We start from the raw sequence: 16,049 nt of genomic DNA, 5'->3' as shown, positions 1-16,049 counted from the left end.
CTGCACACGTAAGTGTCGTGCATTATTGCTGCGCTGCACAAGTCAAAACCCCTCCCCTGGCGCTTCGCAGCGCTGTATTACTCCTCTAGCGTTGAAATCCATTGCGCCGGGCCCCTGCCGGAACGGCGCTTCGCAACAAGACAGCTCGTTCCGATTCCGGTTCGACAGCCGGACTCGATCGGGACGCTGCCGGGGGAGTGCAGGCGGATGACCCAGTGGGTGTACAATTTCGGCGCCGGCCGGAACGAGGGACGCGCCGACATGCGCAACCTCCTCGGCGGTAAGGGTGCGAATCTGGCCGAGATGGCCGGTATCGGCCTTCCCGTTCCGCCTGGCTTCACCATCACCACCGAACTCTGCACCGAGTTCTACCGCAACGACCGCAGCTACCCGACCGATCTGAAGCCGCAGGTCGACACCGCGCTGAGATTGATCGAAGACGCCGTCGGGCTTCGCTTCGGTGACAGCGAAAAGCCCCTGCTGGTGTCCGTGCGCTCCGGTGCCCGTGTTTCCATGCCCGGCATGATGGATACGGTGCTTAATCTCGGCCTGAACGACGAGACGGTTCTGGGGCTCGAGCGCTCCTCGGGCGACCCGCGTTTCGCCTGGGACAGCTATCGCCGCTTCATCCAGATGTATGGCTCTGTGGTTCTCGGCGTTTCGCACCATCGGTTCGAAGAGATCATTGAGGACGTCAAGAACGAGATGGGCGTGCTGGAAGATACCGCCTTGTCGCCGGAAAGCTGGTCGCACGTCGTGGAAGGCTACAAGGATCTGGTGGCGCGCGAGACCGGCAAACCCTTCCCGCAATCGCCCGAGGACCAACTCTGGGGGGCGATCGGCGCCGTGTTCGGCTCCTGGATGAACCCACGCGCCAACACCTATCGTCGCCTGCACGACATCCCGGCCGATTGGGGCACCGCCGTGAACGTGCAGGCCATGGTGTTCGGCAATATGGGTGAGGATTGCGCCACCGGCGTGTGTTTCACGCGCGATCCATCCACCGGCGAGAACGTGTTCTACGGCGAATATCTGGTGAACGCGCAAGGTGAAGACGTCGTGGCCGGCATCCGCACGCCGCAACCCATGTCAGAGGCGCGTGCCAAGGATGGCGAGCTGTCCATGGAGCGCGTCCTACCCGAAGCCTATCGCGAGTTGCTGGCCGTGCGCGACACGCTGGAACGGCACTATCGCGACATGCAGGATATCGAGTTCACCGTGCAGCAGAACAAGCTGTACATGCTGCAGACCCGCTCGGGGAAACGCACCGCAGCGGCGTCTCTGCGCATTGCCATTGAGATGGCGCAGGAAGGGCGGATCAGCCATGAGGAAGCGATCCAGCGCATCCAGCCCTCCTCGCTCGACCAGCTCCTGCATCCGACCCTCGACCCGAAGGCGGAGCGCGTGGTTCTGGCGCGCGGCCTGCCCGCTTCGCCCGGCGCCGCGGGCGGCGTGATCGTGTTCTCCGCCGACGAGGTGGAGGCGCGTGCCGCGCGCGGCGAGGACACCATCCTTGTTCGTATCGAGACCAGCCCGGAAGACGTGCACGGCATGCATGCGGCACGAGGCGTGCTCACCACACGCGGCGGCATGACCTCTCATGCGGCCGTGGTCGCGCGCGGCATGGGACGCGCCTGCGTCGCCGGCTGCGGCGGCATTCGCGTGGATTATGCCGCGCAGACCCTCTCGGCCGGCAATCGTACGCTGAAGGCGGGCGACTGGATCACGCTGGACGGCTCCACCGGCGAGGTGTTCGCCGGCAAGGTCGCCACCATCCAGCCGACTTTGTCCGGCGATTTCTCCACCCTGATGGGCTGGGCCGATTCCGTGCGCCGCCTGAAGGTGCGCGCCAATGCGGAAACGCCGGAGGACGCCGCGATGGCGTCGAAGTTCGGCGCGGAGGGCATCGGTCTGTGCCGTACGGAGCACATGTTCTTCGCGCCGGAGCGGATCGGCGCGGTGCGTCAGATGATCATGGCCGAGAACGAAACCGCGCGGCGTCGCGCGCTCGATACGCTTCTGCCGTTCCAGCGCGAGGATTTCGCCGCCCTGTTCCGGATCATGGGCGACCGGCCGGTCACCATCCGTCTGCTCGATCCGCCACTGCACGAGTTCCTGCCGCATACCGAAGCGGAGCTGGAAGAGCTGGCACGGGAGATGGGCGAAACGCTGGAAGCGGTGAAGCAGCGCCACGCCGCCCTGTCTGAAAGCAACCCGATGCTGGGCCATCGCGGCTGCCGCCTGGGCATCACCTTCCCGGAAATCTACGCCATGCAGGCGCGTGCTATCTTCGAAGCCGCCGTTCTGGTCGGTGCCGAAACCGGCCGTCCGGTGACGCCGGAGATCATGATCCCCCTGGTCGGCAGCGAGCACGAGCTGCGCGTGACCCGAGCGGATGTGGAAGCGGTGGCCCGCGAGATCGTCGACAAAGGCGGCGTCGCCGTGGACTACACGGTGGGCACCATGATCGAGCTGCCGCGCGCGGCTCTGACCGCAGACCGGATCGGGGCGCATGCCGATTTCTTCTCGTTCGGCACCAACGATCTGACCCAGACCACTTTCGGCCTGTCGCGCGACGATGCCGGCTCGTTCCTGCCGCACTACATCGAGAAGGGGCTGCTGCCGCGCGATCCGTTCGTAACGATCGATCGCGACGGCGTCGGCGCGCTGGTGCGGATCGCGGCCGAGAAGGGCCGGGCGGCGCGTCCGGGCATCAAGCTCGGCATCTGCGGCGAGCATGGCGGCGACCCGTCCTCGATCGAGTTCTGCGAACAGGTCGGGCTGGATTACGTGTCCTGCTCGCCGTTCCGCGTGCCGATCGCGCGTCTGGCGGCGGCGCAGGCGGCTCTGCAGAACAGGCAGAAGCAGCCGGCGTGACGTCTGAGCACCGTGTCAGCCTGCACCTGGTGTCGGACGCCACCGGGGAAACGCTGAACTCGATCGCACGGGCCACGGTGGCGCAGTTCGAACACGCCACCGTGGTCTATCACCGCTGGAATCTGATCCGCTCGCGCATCCATCTGCGTCGGGTGCTGGAAGGGATCGCCGACGATCCCGGTCCGGTGCTTGCCTCCATGATGGATCGCAAGCTGCGCGGCGAGCTCGATGCGGGTTGTGCGCATCTGAACGTGCAGATCCTGAACGTGCTCGATCCGGTCCTGTCCATGTTGCAGGACAATCTGGGCGAAACGGCCGTAGGTCGCCCCGGCAACCAGTACGTTCTCGACGAGGAGTATTACCGCCGCATCGAGGCCATGCATTACGTCCTGGCGCATGATGACGGGCAAGCCACGGCGGGGCTGGCCGATGCGGATGTGGTGCTGGTGGGGGTGTCGCGCGCGTCGAAGACCCCTACCGCGTTCTATCTCGCCAATCGCGGGGTTAAGGCGGCCAACGTACCGCTGATTCCCGGCATCCCGCCGCCGGACGATCTGTTGCAGGTAAAGCGTCCGGTGATCGGGCTCACCATCGATCCGCCCACGCTGATCGAGATCCGGCGCAACCGTCTGCGCCTGATCGCGCCGCGCACCGAGCGCACCGTTCTGGACGAGCGCGACAACACCTATGTCGACCCGGAGGTGGTCAGGGCCGAGGTGCTCTGGGCGCGCCGTCTGTGTCTGAGCCATGGCTGGCCTGTGGTAGATGTCAGCCGTCGCTCGATTGAGGAGACCGCGGCGGCAGTGATCGAATTGGCATCGCACTGGACGGCGCGTCATCCGGAATTGCAGCCGAGCCCCGCCTTCTGATCCCTGCCCATGCGGCTGCTGGAACCCTGGGGCGTTGATCCCGCTGGCATAGGCGGTCACATAGGGCTCGAACGATCGTTTGAGCGCCGGCGTCCCGGCAGAGGAGCGAGCAGAGAAGATGAGCGAGTCCACCCGCGAGGCGATGGAGTTCGACGTTGTGGTGGTGGGTGGCGGTCCGGCCGGCCTGGCCGCCGCGATCCGGCTCAAGCAATTATCCCCCGACCTGTCCGTCTGCCTGGTCGAAAAAGGGTCCGAGGTCGGGGCGCATATCCTGTCCGGCGCGGTGATCGAACCGCGTGCCCTCGACGAGTTGATTCCGGACTGGCGCGACAAGGGCGCGCCGCTGGACACGCCGGCGACCGACGATTCCATGCTCTATCTGACGGAAAAGTGCTCCTTCAAGCTGCCGACACCGCCGCAAATGGCCAACCACGGCAACTTCATCGTCAGCCTCGGCAATGTGTGCCGCTGGCTCGCCGGGCAGGCCGAAGAGCTCGGCGTGGAGATCTACCCCGGCTTTTCCGCCGCCGAGTTGCTGGAAGAAGACGGCCGCATCGTCGGCATCGCCACAGGCGACATGGGCATCGGCCGTGACGGCGAGCCCACCGCGAACCATGCGCCCGGCATGGAGCTGCGCGCGCCCTATACGCTGTTTGCCGAAGGCTGCCGGGGCTCCCTGTCCAAACAGTTGATGGCCCGCTTCAACCTGCGCGATGGCGTCGATCCGCAGACCTACGGCCTCGGCATCAAGGAGCTGTGGGAGATTCCCAAGGAGCACCACCGCCCCGGGCTGGTGCAGCACACCATGGGCTGGCCGCTGGACCGCAAGACCTATGGCGGCTCCTGGCTGTATCATTTCGGCGAGAATCTGGTGTCTTACGGCTTCGTGGTCGGGCTCGACTACGCCAACACCTGGCTGTCGCCGTTCGAGGAGATGCAGCGCCTCAAGACGCACAAGGCGATGCGAGAGCATTTCCGGGGCGGCAAGCGCCTGTCCTACGGTGCACGGGCGCTGTCGGAAGGCGGTCTGCAATCCGTGCCGCGCCTGACCTTCCCCGGCGGGGCTCTGGTGGGCGATGCGGCCGGCTTCCTGAACGTGCCGAAGATCAAGGGCACGCATGCGGCGATGAAGAGCGGCATGCTGGCAGCAGAAGCGGTGGCGGAAGCGCTCGCCGGCAACCGTCCTGCCGAGCCGGCCTCGTTCACCAGGAAGGTGCGGCAAAGCTGGCTCTGGGGCGAGCTGCGCGACGTGCGCAACGTGCGTCCGGCCTTCGCCAAATGGGGCCAGATCGGCGGGTTCGCCTATTCCGCGATCGACACCGTTCTCTTGCGCGGCCGTGCGCCCTGGACGCTGCGCCACCCGCATGCGGACAACGAGGTTCTGGACAAGGCGGCGGCGTCCAAGCCGATCGCCTACCCGAAACCGGACGGCAAGCTGACCTTCGACAAGCTGAGTTCGGTGTTCCTGAGCAACACCAACCACGAGGAGGACCAGCCGGTCCATCTCAAGCTGCGCCATCCGGAGCGCTGGCTGCCGGTGAACTGGGATTCGTTCCGCTCGCCGGAAAGCCGCTACTGCCCGGCCGGGGTCTACGAAGCGGTGGACGTGGACACCACGCCGCGTTTGCAGATCAACGCGCAGAACTGCGTCCACTGCAAAACCTGCGACATCAAGGACCCCACGCAGAACATCGACTGGTCCGCGCCCGAAGGCGGCGGCGGGCCGAACTATCCGGGCGGGATGTAAAGCCATGAAGTTACTGGTGCCTGTGAAGCGTGTGATTGACTACAATGTGAAGCCGCGTGTGAAGGCGGACGGCACGGGTGTCGAGCTTGCCGGCGTGAAGATGTCGATGAACCCGTTCGACGAGATCGCGGTGGAGGAAGCCGTCCGTCTCCGGGAGCGGGGTGTGGCGACGGAGATCGTGGCGGTGTCGATCGGCGTGGCGCAGGCGCAGGAGACGCTGCGCACGGCGCTGGCGATGGGCGCCGACCGGGCGATCCTGGTGCAGTGCGACGTCTCGCCCGAGCCTTTGGCGGTGGCGAAGATGCTGCGCGTCCTGGTGGAGCGCGAGCAGCCGGGCCTGGTGGTGATGGGCAAGCAGGCGATCGACGACGACATGAACGCCACCGGCCAGATGCTGGCCGGCCTGCTCGGCTGGCCGCAGGGCACGTTCGCCTCCAAGGTCGAGAAGGACGGCGATGCCCTGCTGGTGACGCGCGAGGTGGATGCGGGGCTGGAGACCGTGTCGCTCAACCTGCCGGCGATCGTCACGGTGGATCTGCGCCTGAACGAGCCGCGCTATGCGTCGCTGCCCAACATCATGAAGGCCCGCAAGAAGCCGCTGGAGACGTTGAGTGCGGCCGATCTGGGCGTGGACCCGGCGCCGCGCCTGCACGTCGTGAGCGTGGCCGAGCCGCCGGTGCGCAAGGGCGGCATCAAGGTCGGCAGCGTCGCCGAGCTGGTGGAGAAGCTGCGTGATGAAGCGAAGGTCATCGCCTAGATGACCGCCCAGGAAAAGGTGATTTAACGATGACCGCTCTTGTTCTCATCGATCATGCCGGCGGCCAGATTTCGCAAGGTGCGCGCGCGGCCGTGGCGGCGGCGGCGAAGCTGGGCGAGGTGCATGTGCTGGTGGCGGGCTCCGGCATCGACGCCGTGGCCGAGGCGGCCGGGCGCATCGCCGGTGTGTCCCGGGTGCTGAAGGCCGATCATCCGTCGCTGGACGCGCTGCTGCCGGAGCCGCTGGCGGCGCTGCTGCAATCGCTGGCCGGCCCCTACGACCATCTGCTGGCCGGATCGGGTGCCGTGGGCAAGAACGCGATGCCGCGTCTGGCCGCCCTGCTGGACGTGCAGCCGATCTCCGACATCTCCGCCGTGGTGGATGCCGAGACCTTCGTGCGGCCGATCTATGCCGGCAGCGCGCTGGCGACCGTGCGCTCGACCGACACCAAGAAGGTGCTGACCGTGCGCACGGCGAGCTTCGATGCCGCCGCCCCCGAGGGCGGCACGGCCGCGATCGAGGCCGTGAGCGTGCCGGAGCTGCCTGCCCTGTCGCGGTTCGTGTCGGCGGAGCTGTCCAGCTCCGAGCGTCCGGAGCTGGGGTCGGCCCGCGTGGTGGTGTCCGGCGGGCGCGGCATGCAGAACGGCGAGAACTTCAAGCTGCTGGAGCCGATCGCAGACAAGCTCGGCGGCGCCATCGGCGCATCGCGCGCGGCGGTGGATGCGGGGTTCGTGCCCAACGACTACCAGGTCGGCCAGACCGGCAAGATCGTCGCCCCCGACCTCTACGTCGCCGTCGGCATCTCCGGCGCCATCCAGCATCTCGCCGGCATGAAGGACAGCAAGACCATCGTCGCCATCAACAAGGACGAGGACGCTCCCATCTTCCAGGTCGCCGATTACGGACTCGTCGCTGACCTCTTCTGCGCAATCCCAGAACTCAACAAAGCACTCAAAGGGTAAAAACAGGAGCGACGCCATGCGCACCGTCTATCTCGTCTCGGGGGCCCGCACCGCCGTGGGCGATTTCGGCGGCGCGCTGAAGGACACGCCTCCGGTAGACCTCGCGGCTCTGGTCGCAACCGAAGCCCTGCGCCGCTCCGGTGCGCCGGCCGAGGCGGTGGGCACGGCGGTGTTCGGTCAGGTGGTGCATACCGAGCCGAGCGACCCGTATCTGGCCCGCATCGCCGCCGTGCGCGCCGGGATTCCGGTGGAAACGCCGGCCATGGCGGTGAACCGTCTCTGCGGCTCCGGCTTGCAGGCGATCCTGACGGCGGCGCAGTCGATCCTGTTGGGCGATGCCGAGATCGCGCTCGCGGGCGGTGCGGAATCCATGAGCCGGATGCCGTTCATCGCACCTGCCATGCGCTTCGGCGCCCGTCTGGGCGATAGCACGATGCGGGACATGGTGCTCGGCGCGCTGACGGACCCGTTCAAGACCGTCCATATGGGCATCACCGCCGAGAACGTGGCGGCGCGCTATGAGATAACGCGCGCGGAACAGGACGATGCGGCGTTCGAAAGCCATCGCCGCGCGTCCGCGGCGATCCGCGAAGGGCGGTTCGCCGAACAGATCCTGCCCGTGGAGGTGAAGAAGGGTCGCAAGACGGCCGTCTTCGCCGAAGACGAGCATGTGCGGCACGACGCCAGGCGCGAGGATTTCGACGCGCTGCGCACGGCGTTCCAGAAGGACGGCACGGTGACCGCCGGCAACGCGTCCGGTCTGAACGACGGCGCGGCGGCGGTGATCCTGGCCAGCGAGGAGGCTGTGCGCGCGCATGGTCTGTCACCGATGGCGCGGCTGGTGAGCTGGGGCAATGCCGGGGTCGATCCCGATTTCATGGGCATCGGCCCGGTGCCAGCCTCGCGTCTGGCCCTTTCGCGTGCCGGGTTGTCGGTGGCCGATCTGTCGGTGATCGAAAGCAACGAGGCGTTCGCCGCGCAGGCCTGCGCGGTCGGCAAGCTGCTGGAGCTCGATCCGGCGCGTGTGAACCCGAACGGTTCGGGCATCTCCATCGGCCATCCGATCGGCGCCACCGGGGCGATCAACACGATCAAGCTGGCCTACGAGTTGAAGCGCACGAGCGGGCGCTACGGGCTGGTGACGATGTGCATCGGCGGCGGCCAGGGCATCGCCGCGATCTTCGAGCGGATCTGACGCCACGGACCGTGCGGGGCGGCCGGCGGCCCGAACGGTTCCATCCTCCGCCGGCCTGCCGGAGCGCGACCATGTCGGATTTCTTCGCCACCCCCCAGAACGATCGCTGGTTCGAGGACTACAAACCCGGCGCCGTGCACGAATTGGGCGAGATCGCCGTGGACGAGGCCGAGCTGGTGTCGTTCGCCACGCGCTTCGATCCGCAGGCGATGCATCTGGATGGCGGCAGCGCGCAGGCCGCGCCGTTCGGCGGGCTGATCGCGTCGGGCTGGCACACGGCCGGGCTCGCCATGCGCCTGATCGTGCAGAACTACCTGTCCACCGTCGCCGCCCGCCCCTCGCCGGGGGTGGACGAGCTGCGCTGGCACCGGCCGGTGCGGCCGGGCGACATGCTGCGCGTCCGTGTGACGGTGACGGAGGCCCGGCCCTCCGCCTCCAAGCCCGATCTCGGCATCGTCCTCGGGCTGGTGGAGGTGCGCAACGGCGCGGACGAGCCCGTGATGAGCATGCGGGCGGTGAATCTCTTCACCCGCCGCCCGCAAGACGCCGCTACGGCAGCATGACCATGAACTGCTCGATGCCGCCGTTGGGATAGGCGCGCTCCACCACCTCGACCCGCCTTGTGTCGGTATCCACCATCCAGATGCGTGTGCGCATGCCGCCGCGCAGGCTTTCCTTTTTCAGCCGGAACTCCCGCACCGCCCCCAGAGCCGACAGGCCGCGCTTCTGATCGGCCAGCACGGCGGGAGTCAGGTAGGCATTGGCATCGGCGGTGAAGAGCGACCGATCCACCGCGCCGCGGCGGAACCCGTCGAAGATGGCGCGGGCGCGCGCTTCCGCCGGCGTGGGCGGCAGAACCACGAAGGCGATGCGATTCAGCGCATCCTGCGGGCTGACCCAGTCGTTGTTGGTGAGCGCGACGATGGCGATCCGGTCCTTCGGCCAGAGCGAATTGGCGGCCAGGAAGCCGGAGCCGGCACCGTCATGGCTGATCTCCAGCCTGCCGTTCTCGTCGTCGACGTCTTCGCCGAGGCCGTAATGGGTGCTCTTGCCGTTCTTGAGCGTCTGCGGTGTGAACAGCGCGTCGTAGGAGGCGGGCTGGAGCAGGGAACGATCGAGCAGGCTGATGTCCCATTTCGCCAGGGTGGACGGGTCCATCGCCAGTTCGCTGGCGGCGAACAGCCAGCCGGCGCCTTCCTTGGGTGCGGGCCGGACCGGCCCCAGACCGTAGCGCGTGTAGGCGCCGGCATCGGCAGCGGGCAGTGGCGCGGTGTCGTCCTCGGTGACACGGGTCATGCCGAGCGGGGTGAACACCTCGCGACGCAGAAAGGACAGTAACGGCTCGCCCGAGACCTTTTCCACGATCGCGCCGGCGACCACGTAGCCGGTGTTGGAATATTGCCAGTCCGTGCCCGGCGGAAAATCGAGCGGTTTGGTGGCCCATTCCTTCAGCAGCGCCGCCGTGGTGATCGGGTGGCTCATCTCCGGCGGCACGAAATCCTGCGGCCAGTAGTCGCGCAGCCCGGCGGTGTGGCCGAGCAGCTGGCGGATCGTCACAGTGTCGCCGCCGGACAGGCCGGGAATGTAGCGCGACACCGGATCGTCCAGATGCAGCTTGTTCTGCTGCTGCAGAAGCAGGATCGCGGTGGCGGTGAAGGCCTTGGAGACGCTGTCCACGGCGTAGCGCGTGCTGGTGTCGGCAGGCCGGTCGGGCGAAAGCCGTGCCTGTCCGTAGGCATGGGCATAGGCCAAAGCGCCGCCCTTCACCACGGCGATGGACACGGAGGGCGCCCCGGTGCGGGCGAGCCAGGCGCGCATGGAACCGTCGATCGCGTCGCGCTCAGCCGCCGGCAACTCGGCGGCCATCGCCGGTTCCGCACCCAGCAGCGCCGCCAGCAGCAATGCCGTGCCCTTCGGTTTCCATCGTGCCATGCCGCTCGAACTCCGTTCCGCCTTCAATGGGCATACGGGTATAGAGGGTTGTGAATCCTGAAGGAACGAGACCAGGACGAGGCTTCTTTTTCTGAAGAAAAAGAAGCAAAAAGACTTTTGTCCGTTGGGTTATCAGTGCCGGCTTGGCACAACCCCAAACGGACAGAAGTTCTTTGGTTCTTTCTTCCAAGAAAGAACACGTCCTCAGCGTCATGTAACCACGCTCCACACCGCGTCTTCCTGACCCAGCAGAATGGACAGCCCATGACCGTGCCGATCGCGGATACCGGGACCGGATCGACGACGATGCGGCTGGGACGTCGAGCGCTGGGCGCGTCGCTGTTGGCGCTGGGTGGCTGTTCACCGGCCGGGGTGCTGAACGCGCTGTCCGCGAACCGTCTGGCGGAGACCGATGTGCCCTACGGGCCGGACCCGCGACACAGGCTCGACATTTACCGCCCCGTCGGCGTCGCGCCGTCGCCGGTGATCGTGTTCCTGTATGGCGGCAGCTGGCAGACCGGCGACCGGGCGATGTACCGCTTCGTCGGGAGCGCCTTTGCCGCGCGCGGCTGGACGGTGGTGATCCCGGATTACCGGCTCTACCCGTGCGTGCGGTTTCCGGACTTCCTCAGCGACTGCGCCCTGGCAGTGGCCTGGACGCGCAACAACACGGCGCGTTTGAACGGCGACGGACAACCGCCATGGCTGATCGGCCATTCCGCCGGGGCCTATAACGTCGCGATGCTGGCGCTGGCGCCGGACTGGCTCGGCGCCGTGGGCTTGCAGCCGAAGCGCGACCTGCGCGGCGCGATCGGCCTGGCGGGGCCTTACGATTTCCTGCCGATCGCCGATCCGGTCTTGCGCAAAGTGTTCGACGCCGACGCGCACGGGATCGCACCACCGGACACGCAGCCGATCCACTTCGCGGACGGGCGCAATCCACCGATGCTTCTTCTGGCCGGAAGCAAAGACGATACGGTGAAGCCCGGCAACACGCTGCGCCTTGCCGCACGCATCCGGGAAAACGGCGGAGCTGTGCAGGAGCGGATCTATCCCGGCATCGACCATCTGGAGATCATCGGCGCGCTGTCACCGGCCTTGCGCTTCCTGGCGCCGAGTTTCGCCGATTGCATGTCCTTCCTGTGCGAAACCGCCTGAGTTCAGCGGGCGCAGCGCGTTCCGATGCCCTCCGGATGGCAGGACAGGCGCGGCGCGCCGTTGTCGCCGGGAGGGTTGCCGGCGATCACCGCCGGGCCGTCATAGGCGCGCCCGGACGGATCGAGCTCGTCCGCCGCGGCGCGGACATGGCCTGCTCCCGGCGACGGTACCGCGCATCCGCACAGCAGTATCGCCAGCAGCAGAACGCGTTTCATCGCGCCGCGAGCAGACGGGACCGGGTCAGGAATCGCTGCTCGGTTCCGTTGTCGAGCGAAAACATGCCGCCGCGTCCGGGCACCACGTCGAGAATGAGTTCGGTATGGCGCCAACGATCGAACTGGTCCGCGCCGATATAGACCGGCATGCCGGCGATCTCGCCGAGCTTCACATCCGTATCGCCGACGATGAAATCGCCCTCCGGATAGCACATCGGCGAGGAGCCGTCGCAGCAGCCGCCGGATTGATGGAACAGCACGGGCCCGTGCCGGCCGACGATCTCGTCGAGCAGCGCCAGGGCGGCGGGGGTGGCGGAAACCTGCTGCAATGGCGTTTCTCCCGTGCGGACGGTGGGCGGGCGATCGTTTGTCGCCGGACCGGTTCGCGCCGTCGCGCCATGCCGGTTTTTCCTTTGCCCATCCTAGCGCCGGAATTCGCCGACAAGCCAGAACGATGCAGGTTTCGTGATCGGCCCGGACTTGTCCGCCCCGACGCGTGGCGCGATCCTGCATCATTCCTCGGACCAATGGATCGTCATGTCGAAGCGAACGCTCTCTGTCCTGTTTGCGGCGAAGGCCCGGCGATGAGCGCGTTCGAGAGCCTCGATCCGCGATTCGAGTCCTATGTGATGTTCCATGCCAAGCCGGAGCGGATCGCGGAGGGGTGCCGCTGGACCGAGGGACCGGTCTGGTTCGGCGATGCGAACTGCCTCCTGTTCAGCGACATTCCCAACAATCGCATCCTGCGCTGGATCGAAGGCGCTGGCGTGTCGGTGTTCCGCCAGCCGAGCGGCTACGCCAACGGGCATACGCGCGATCGACAAGGGCGGCTGGTCTCCTGCCTGCATGGCCCGCGCGCCGTGGTGCGGACGGAGCCGGACGGACGCATCACCGTGCTGGCCGACCGGTTCGAGGGGCGGCGCTTCAATTCGCCCAACGACGTGGTGGTGAAATCCGACGGCTCGATCTGGTTTACCGATCCGCATTACGGCATCGCGATGGATTACGAGGGCGAAGGCCGCGCCGAGGAGGAGATGCCCTGCCGTGTCTACCGGCTGGGCCCGGATGGCGCGCTGAGCGTGGCGAGCGATGCGTTTTCCTGTCCGAACGGGCTGTGTTTCTCGCCGGACGAGCGCACGCTCTACATCGCCGAGACCGGCCGCGTCGGCGAGCGCGACATCGAACGCGAGATCAGGGCGTTTCCCCTGTCGGGGGACGGCGTACGCCTGGGCGAAGGCCGTCGCTTCTATGCGCCTGCGATCGGCCATGCGGACGGATTCCGCTGCGACGAGCACGGCAATGTGTGGACCAGCGCCGGAGACGGCGTACATTGCGTGGCACCGGACGGCACCCTGCTCGGTCGCATCCGCTTTCCGAACACGGTGTCGAATCTGGTGTTCGGCGGACGCCATCGCAGCCGTTTGTTCGTGTGCGCGACCACGGAGGTGTATGCCATCTTCCTGAACGTCCGCGGTGCCGAGGCGCCGCGGTTTGCGGAAGGAGCCACCCATGGGTGACGAGAGAACGATCGGCGACAGGGTTCTGTCACCGGAAACGCTGATGCTGGGCTACGGCTACGATCCTGCGCTGTCCGAAGGCGCCGTGAAGCCGCCCGTGTTTCTCACCTCCACCTTCGTGTTCGGCTCGGCCGAGGAAGGACGCGATTTCTTCGACGTGGTGGCCGGGCGCAAGCCGGCGCCGGGCGGACGAGCCGGGCTGGTCTATTCGCGCTTCAACCATCCCAACGCCGAGATCGTCGAGGATCGCCTGGCGATCTTCGAGGCGGGCGAGACCGCCCTCGCCTTCTCGTCGGGCATGGCGGCGATCACCACCGCCATCCTGGCTACGGCGCGTCCCGGCGACGTGGTGCTGCACAGCCAGCCGCTTTATGGCGGCACCGAAACGCTGCTCGCCCGAACGCTCGGCAATCTGGGCATCCAGGCGCATGGCTTCGCGGATGGCGGCGATGCCGGCGCGATCGAGGCGGCCGCGCGCGAAGCAGCGACCAAGGGCCGGCTCAGCCTGATCCTGATCGAAACCCCGTCCAACCCGTTGAACACGCTGGTGGATATCGCCGCCGTTCGTGCAGTGGCGGAACGGATCGGCACGGAAACCGGCCTTCGCCCGCTGGTGATCTGCGACAACACCATGCTGAGCCCGGTGTTCCAGCAGCCGCTGCGCCACGGCGCGGATCTCGTGGTGGCCTCGCTCACCAAATATATTGGCGGCCATAGCGATCTGATCGGCGGCGCGGTGATCGGCTCCAAGGGCCTGCTGCAACCGATCCGGCTGTTGCGCAGCGCCATCGGCACCCAGCTTGATGCCCATTCCTGCTGGATGACCGGCCGATCGCTGGAAACGCTGGGTGTGCGCGTGCGTGCGGCCGCCGCCAACGCCGAGGCCGTGGTAGCCGCGCTGGACCGGCATCCGGCTGTGACCGCCGTGCATGCGCTGGGAACCGGACGCGGCAACGCGACAGCGCAGCGAATCTACGATGCGCAGTGCACCGGGCCGGGCTCGACCTTCTCGATCGAGATCCGGGGCGGGCGTGAGGAAGCGTTCCGGGTAATGAACCGGCTGAAGCTGTTCCGCCTGGCCGTGAGCCTGGGCGGCACGGAATCGCTGGCCTGCCATCCCGCTTCCACCACCCATTCCGGCGTGCCACAGGCGGTGCGCGACGCGATCGGCGTGTCGGAAGCGCTGATCCGGCTCAGCATCGGGCTGGAGAATGCGGGCGATCTGATCGCCGATCTGGAGCAGGCGCTGTCGGTCCTGCCGGAGGGGTGACGGAAGCGAGAAGCTTCTTTTTCTGAGGAAAAAGAAGCAAAAAGACTTCTGTTCGTTTGGTCCGGAGCAAGCGGTCCACTCCGCGCTCAAACGGACAGAAGTTCTTTGGTTCTTTCTTCCAAGAAAGAACACCCTGTCCGCCCCCGTTTCTGTCTGACCCGCCTCCCGTGCTAGGAGCCGGACGGGAACGAGCCGGAGAGTGTGGATGCACATCGCAATGGTCGGCGGCGGGTATGTCGGGCTGGTCTCTGCCGCCTGCTTCGCCGAGTTCGGCATCGAGGTCCGCGTGGTGGAAACCCATCCGGGCCGCCTGCAGATGCTGCGCGAAGGCCGCATCCCGATCTACGAGCCGGGCCTGCAGCCGCTGGTGGAAAGCAACATGCAGGCCGGGCGGCTTTCGTTCGGCGACGACATCGCCCATGCGGTGGCAGGCGCGGATGCGGTGTTCATCGCCGTCGGCACCCCGCCGCGCAACGGCGACGGCCATGCCGATCTCAGCTACGTCTTCGCCGCGTGCGAGCAGGTGGCGGCCGCACTGACCGGCTACACGGTGATCGTCACCAAATCGACCGTGCCCGTGGGCACCGGGCGGCAGATCGCCGAGCTGGTGCGCAAGGCACGTCCCGATCTCGATTTCGACGTGGCGTCCAATCCCGAATTCCTGCGCGAAGGCTCGGCGATCGGCGATTTCATGCGCCCCGACCGGGTGGTGATCGGGCTCGATGCGCAGAAACCGTCCGGCGTCGAGCGCGCGCGCGAGGTGATGCGCCGCCTTTATCGGCCGCTCTACCTGATCGAGGCGCCCATCCTGTTCACCAGCCTCGAATCCTCCGAACTGATCAAGTACGCCGCCAACTCGTTCCTGGCGATGAAGATCTCCTTCATCAACGAAATGGCCGATCTGTGCGAACGCACCGGCGGCAACGTGCACGAGGTGGCGCGCGGCATCGGCCTCGATGGGCGGATCGGGCGCAAGTTCCTGCATGCAGGGCCGGGCTATGGCGGTTCATGCTTCCCCAAGGACACGCTGGCCCTGATGCGTCTCGCCCAGGATGCCGGCGCACCGTCCCGTCTGGTGGAAGCGACCGTGCAGGTGAACGACGAACGCAAGGCGTCGATGGCGGAGCGGATCATGCGCGCCGCCGACGGCGTGCGGGGCAAGGTGGTGGCCGTTCTGGGCCTGACCTTCAAGCCGAACACGGACGACATGCGCGACGCGCCGTCGATCCCGATCGTCCATCGTCTGGCCGAGAACGGCGCCGTGCTGCGCGTGTTCGACCCGGTGGGGATGGAACTGGCGCGGCCCTTGATGCCGGACGGCATGACATGGTGCAGCGATGCGCTCGACGCCGTGACCGGGGCCGATCTGGTGGTGGTGCTGACCGAGTGGAACGAGTTCCGGGCGCTGCCGCCGGCCCGGCTGAGCGCCCTGATGCGCGGGCGGCTCGTGGTCGATCTGAGGAACATCTGGGAGCCGCGCGCGATGCGCGAGGCGGGGTTCTTCTATCACAGCATCGGCCGGCCGTCGGAACGGCCGTAACCACTGTCGT

Annotated in this window: 14 protein-coding genes; 11 read left to right on the top strand and 3 right to left on the bottom strand. The window is 67.0% G+C overall.

The window, feature by feature from the left end:
- Nucleotides 1-207: 207 nt before the first annotated feature.
- The 7 genes from ppdK to ACZ5BM_RS10120 all read left to right on the top strand — a co-directional run bounded on the left by ppdK (nt 208) and on the right by ACZ5BM_RS10120 (nt 8,970).
- Complete coding sequence (ppdK, locus tag ACZ5BM_RS10150) at nt 208-2,877, top strand: pyruvate, phosphate dikinase (protein ID WP_498907791.1); 2,670 nt, start codon at nt 208-210, stop codon at nt 2,875-2,877.
- On the top strand, nt 2,874-3,746 hold the full coding sequence (locus ACZ5BM_RS10145; protein ID WP_498907790.1) for a pyruvate, water dikinase regulatory protein: 873 nt from the start codon (nt 2,874-2,876) through the stop codon (nt 3,744-3,746). Before ppdK ends, ACZ5BM_RS10145 begins: the two co-directional genes overlap by 4 nt.
- A 118-nt stretch (nt 3,747-3,864) precedes the next feature.
- Nucleotides 3,865-5,493: an electron transfer flavoprotein-ubiquinone oxidoreductase gene (locus ACZ5BM_RS10140; RefSeq protein ID WP_498907789.1), complete on the top strand. Its 1,629-nt coding sequence runs from the start codon at nt 3,865-3,867 to the stop codon at nt 5,491-5,493.
- 4 nt (nt 5,494-5,497) lie between these two features.
- Nucleotides 5,498-6,250, top strand: coding sequence for an electron transfer flavoprotein subunit beta/FixA family protein (locus ACZ5BM_RS10135; RefSeq protein ID WP_498907787.1), 753 nt, complete (start codon nt 5,498-5,500; stop codon nt 6,248-6,250).
- Between the two features lie 29 nt (nt 6,251-6,279).
- Nucleotides 6,280-7,212 (top strand): electron transfer flavoprotein subunit alpha/FixB family protein, encoded by a 933-nt coding sequence (locus ACZ5BM_RS10130; RefSeq protein WP_498907785.1) that lies wholly within the window; start codon nt 6,280-6,282, stop codon nt 7,210-7,212.
- 16 nt (nt 7,213-7,228) lie between these two features.
- A complete protein-coding gene (gene bktB / locus ACZ5BM_RS10125; RefSeq protein ID WP_498907783.1) occupies nt 7,229-8,407 on the top strand; it encodes a beta-ketothiolase BktB in 1,179 nt (392 codons plus the stop codon).
- Nucleotides 8,408-8,478: 71 nt separating this feature from the next.
- On the top strand, nt 8,479-8,970 hold the full coding sequence (locus ACZ5BM_RS10120) for a MaoC family dehydratase (protein ID WP_498907782.1): 492 nt from the start codon (nt 8,479-8,481) through the stop codon (nt 8,968-8,970).
- Here the strand turns inward: ACZ5BM_RS10120 and ACZ5BM_RS10115 are convergent.
- Entirely contained in the window at nt 8,957-10,339 is a 1,383-nt protein-coding gene (locus ACZ5BM_RS10115) for a serine hydrolase domain-containing protein (RefSeq protein ID WP_498907780.1), read from the bottom strand. The two genes, ACZ5BM_RS10120 and ACZ5BM_RS10115, sit on opposite strands and share 14 nt — an antisense overlap.
- Nucleotides 10,340-10,603: 264 nt before the next feature.
- On the opposite strand from ACZ5BM_RS10115, the gene ACZ5BM_RS10110 reads away from it, so the two are divergent.
- Complete coding sequence (locus ACZ5BM_RS10110) at nt 10,604-11,497, top strand: alpha/beta hydrolase (protein ID WP_498907779.1); 894 nt, start codon at nt 10,604-10,606, stop codon at nt 11,495-11,497.
- Between the two features lie 2 nt (nt 11,498-11,499).
- Here the strand turns inward: ACZ5BM_RS10110 and ACZ5BM_RS10105 are convergent, their stop codons facing one another.
- Nucleotides 11,500-11,712, bottom strand: a complete 213-nt coding sequence (locus ACZ5BM_RS10105; RefSeq protein ID WP_498907778.1) for a hypothetical protein — start codon at nt 11,710-11,712, stop codon at nt 11,500-11,502.
- On the bottom strand, nt 11,709-12,041 hold the full coding sequence (locus tag ACZ5BM_RS10100; RefSeq protein WP_498907777.1) for a DUF779 domain-containing protein: 333 nt from the start codon (nt 12,039-12,041) through the stop codon (nt 11,709-11,711). Before ACZ5BM_RS10100 ends, ACZ5BM_RS10105 begins: the two co-directional genes overlap by 4 nt.
- A 255-nt stretch (nt 12,042-12,296) precedes the next feature.
- Between ACZ5BM_RS10100 and ACZ5BM_RS10095 the strand changes: the two genes are divergently transcribed.
- From ACZ5BM_RS10095 to ACZ5BM_RS10085, 3 genes are all read left to right on the top strand, one after another.
- Nucleotides 12,297-13,229, top strand: a complete 933-nt coding sequence (locus ACZ5BM_RS10095) for an SMP-30/gluconolactonase/LRE family protein (protein ID WP_498907775.1) — start codon at nt 12,297-12,299, stop codon at nt 13,227-13,229.
- Nucleotides 13,222-14,499, top strand: coding sequence for a PLP-dependent aminotransferase family protein (locus ACZ5BM_RS10090; protein WP_498907774.1), 1,278 nt, complete (start codon nt 13,222-13,224; stop codon nt 14,497-14,499). Before ACZ5BM_RS10095 ends, ACZ5BM_RS10090 begins: the two co-directional genes overlap by 8 nt.
- 205 nt (nt 14,500-14,704) lie before the next feature.
- On the top strand, nt 14,705-16,039 hold the full coding sequence (locus ACZ5BM_RS10085) for a UDP-glucose dehydrogenase family protein (RefSeq protein ID WP_498907773.1): 1,335 nt from the start codon (nt 14,705-14,707) through the stop codon (nt 16,037-16,039).
- The last annotated feature ends 10 nt before the right edge of the window (nt 16,040-16,049 follow it).

It is taken from the genome of Lichenicola sp. GTC18331, from assembly GCF_055386855.1.
Note: the sequence above shows the minus strand (reverse complement) of the source record. Positions and strands in the feature narration are given on the sequence as shown.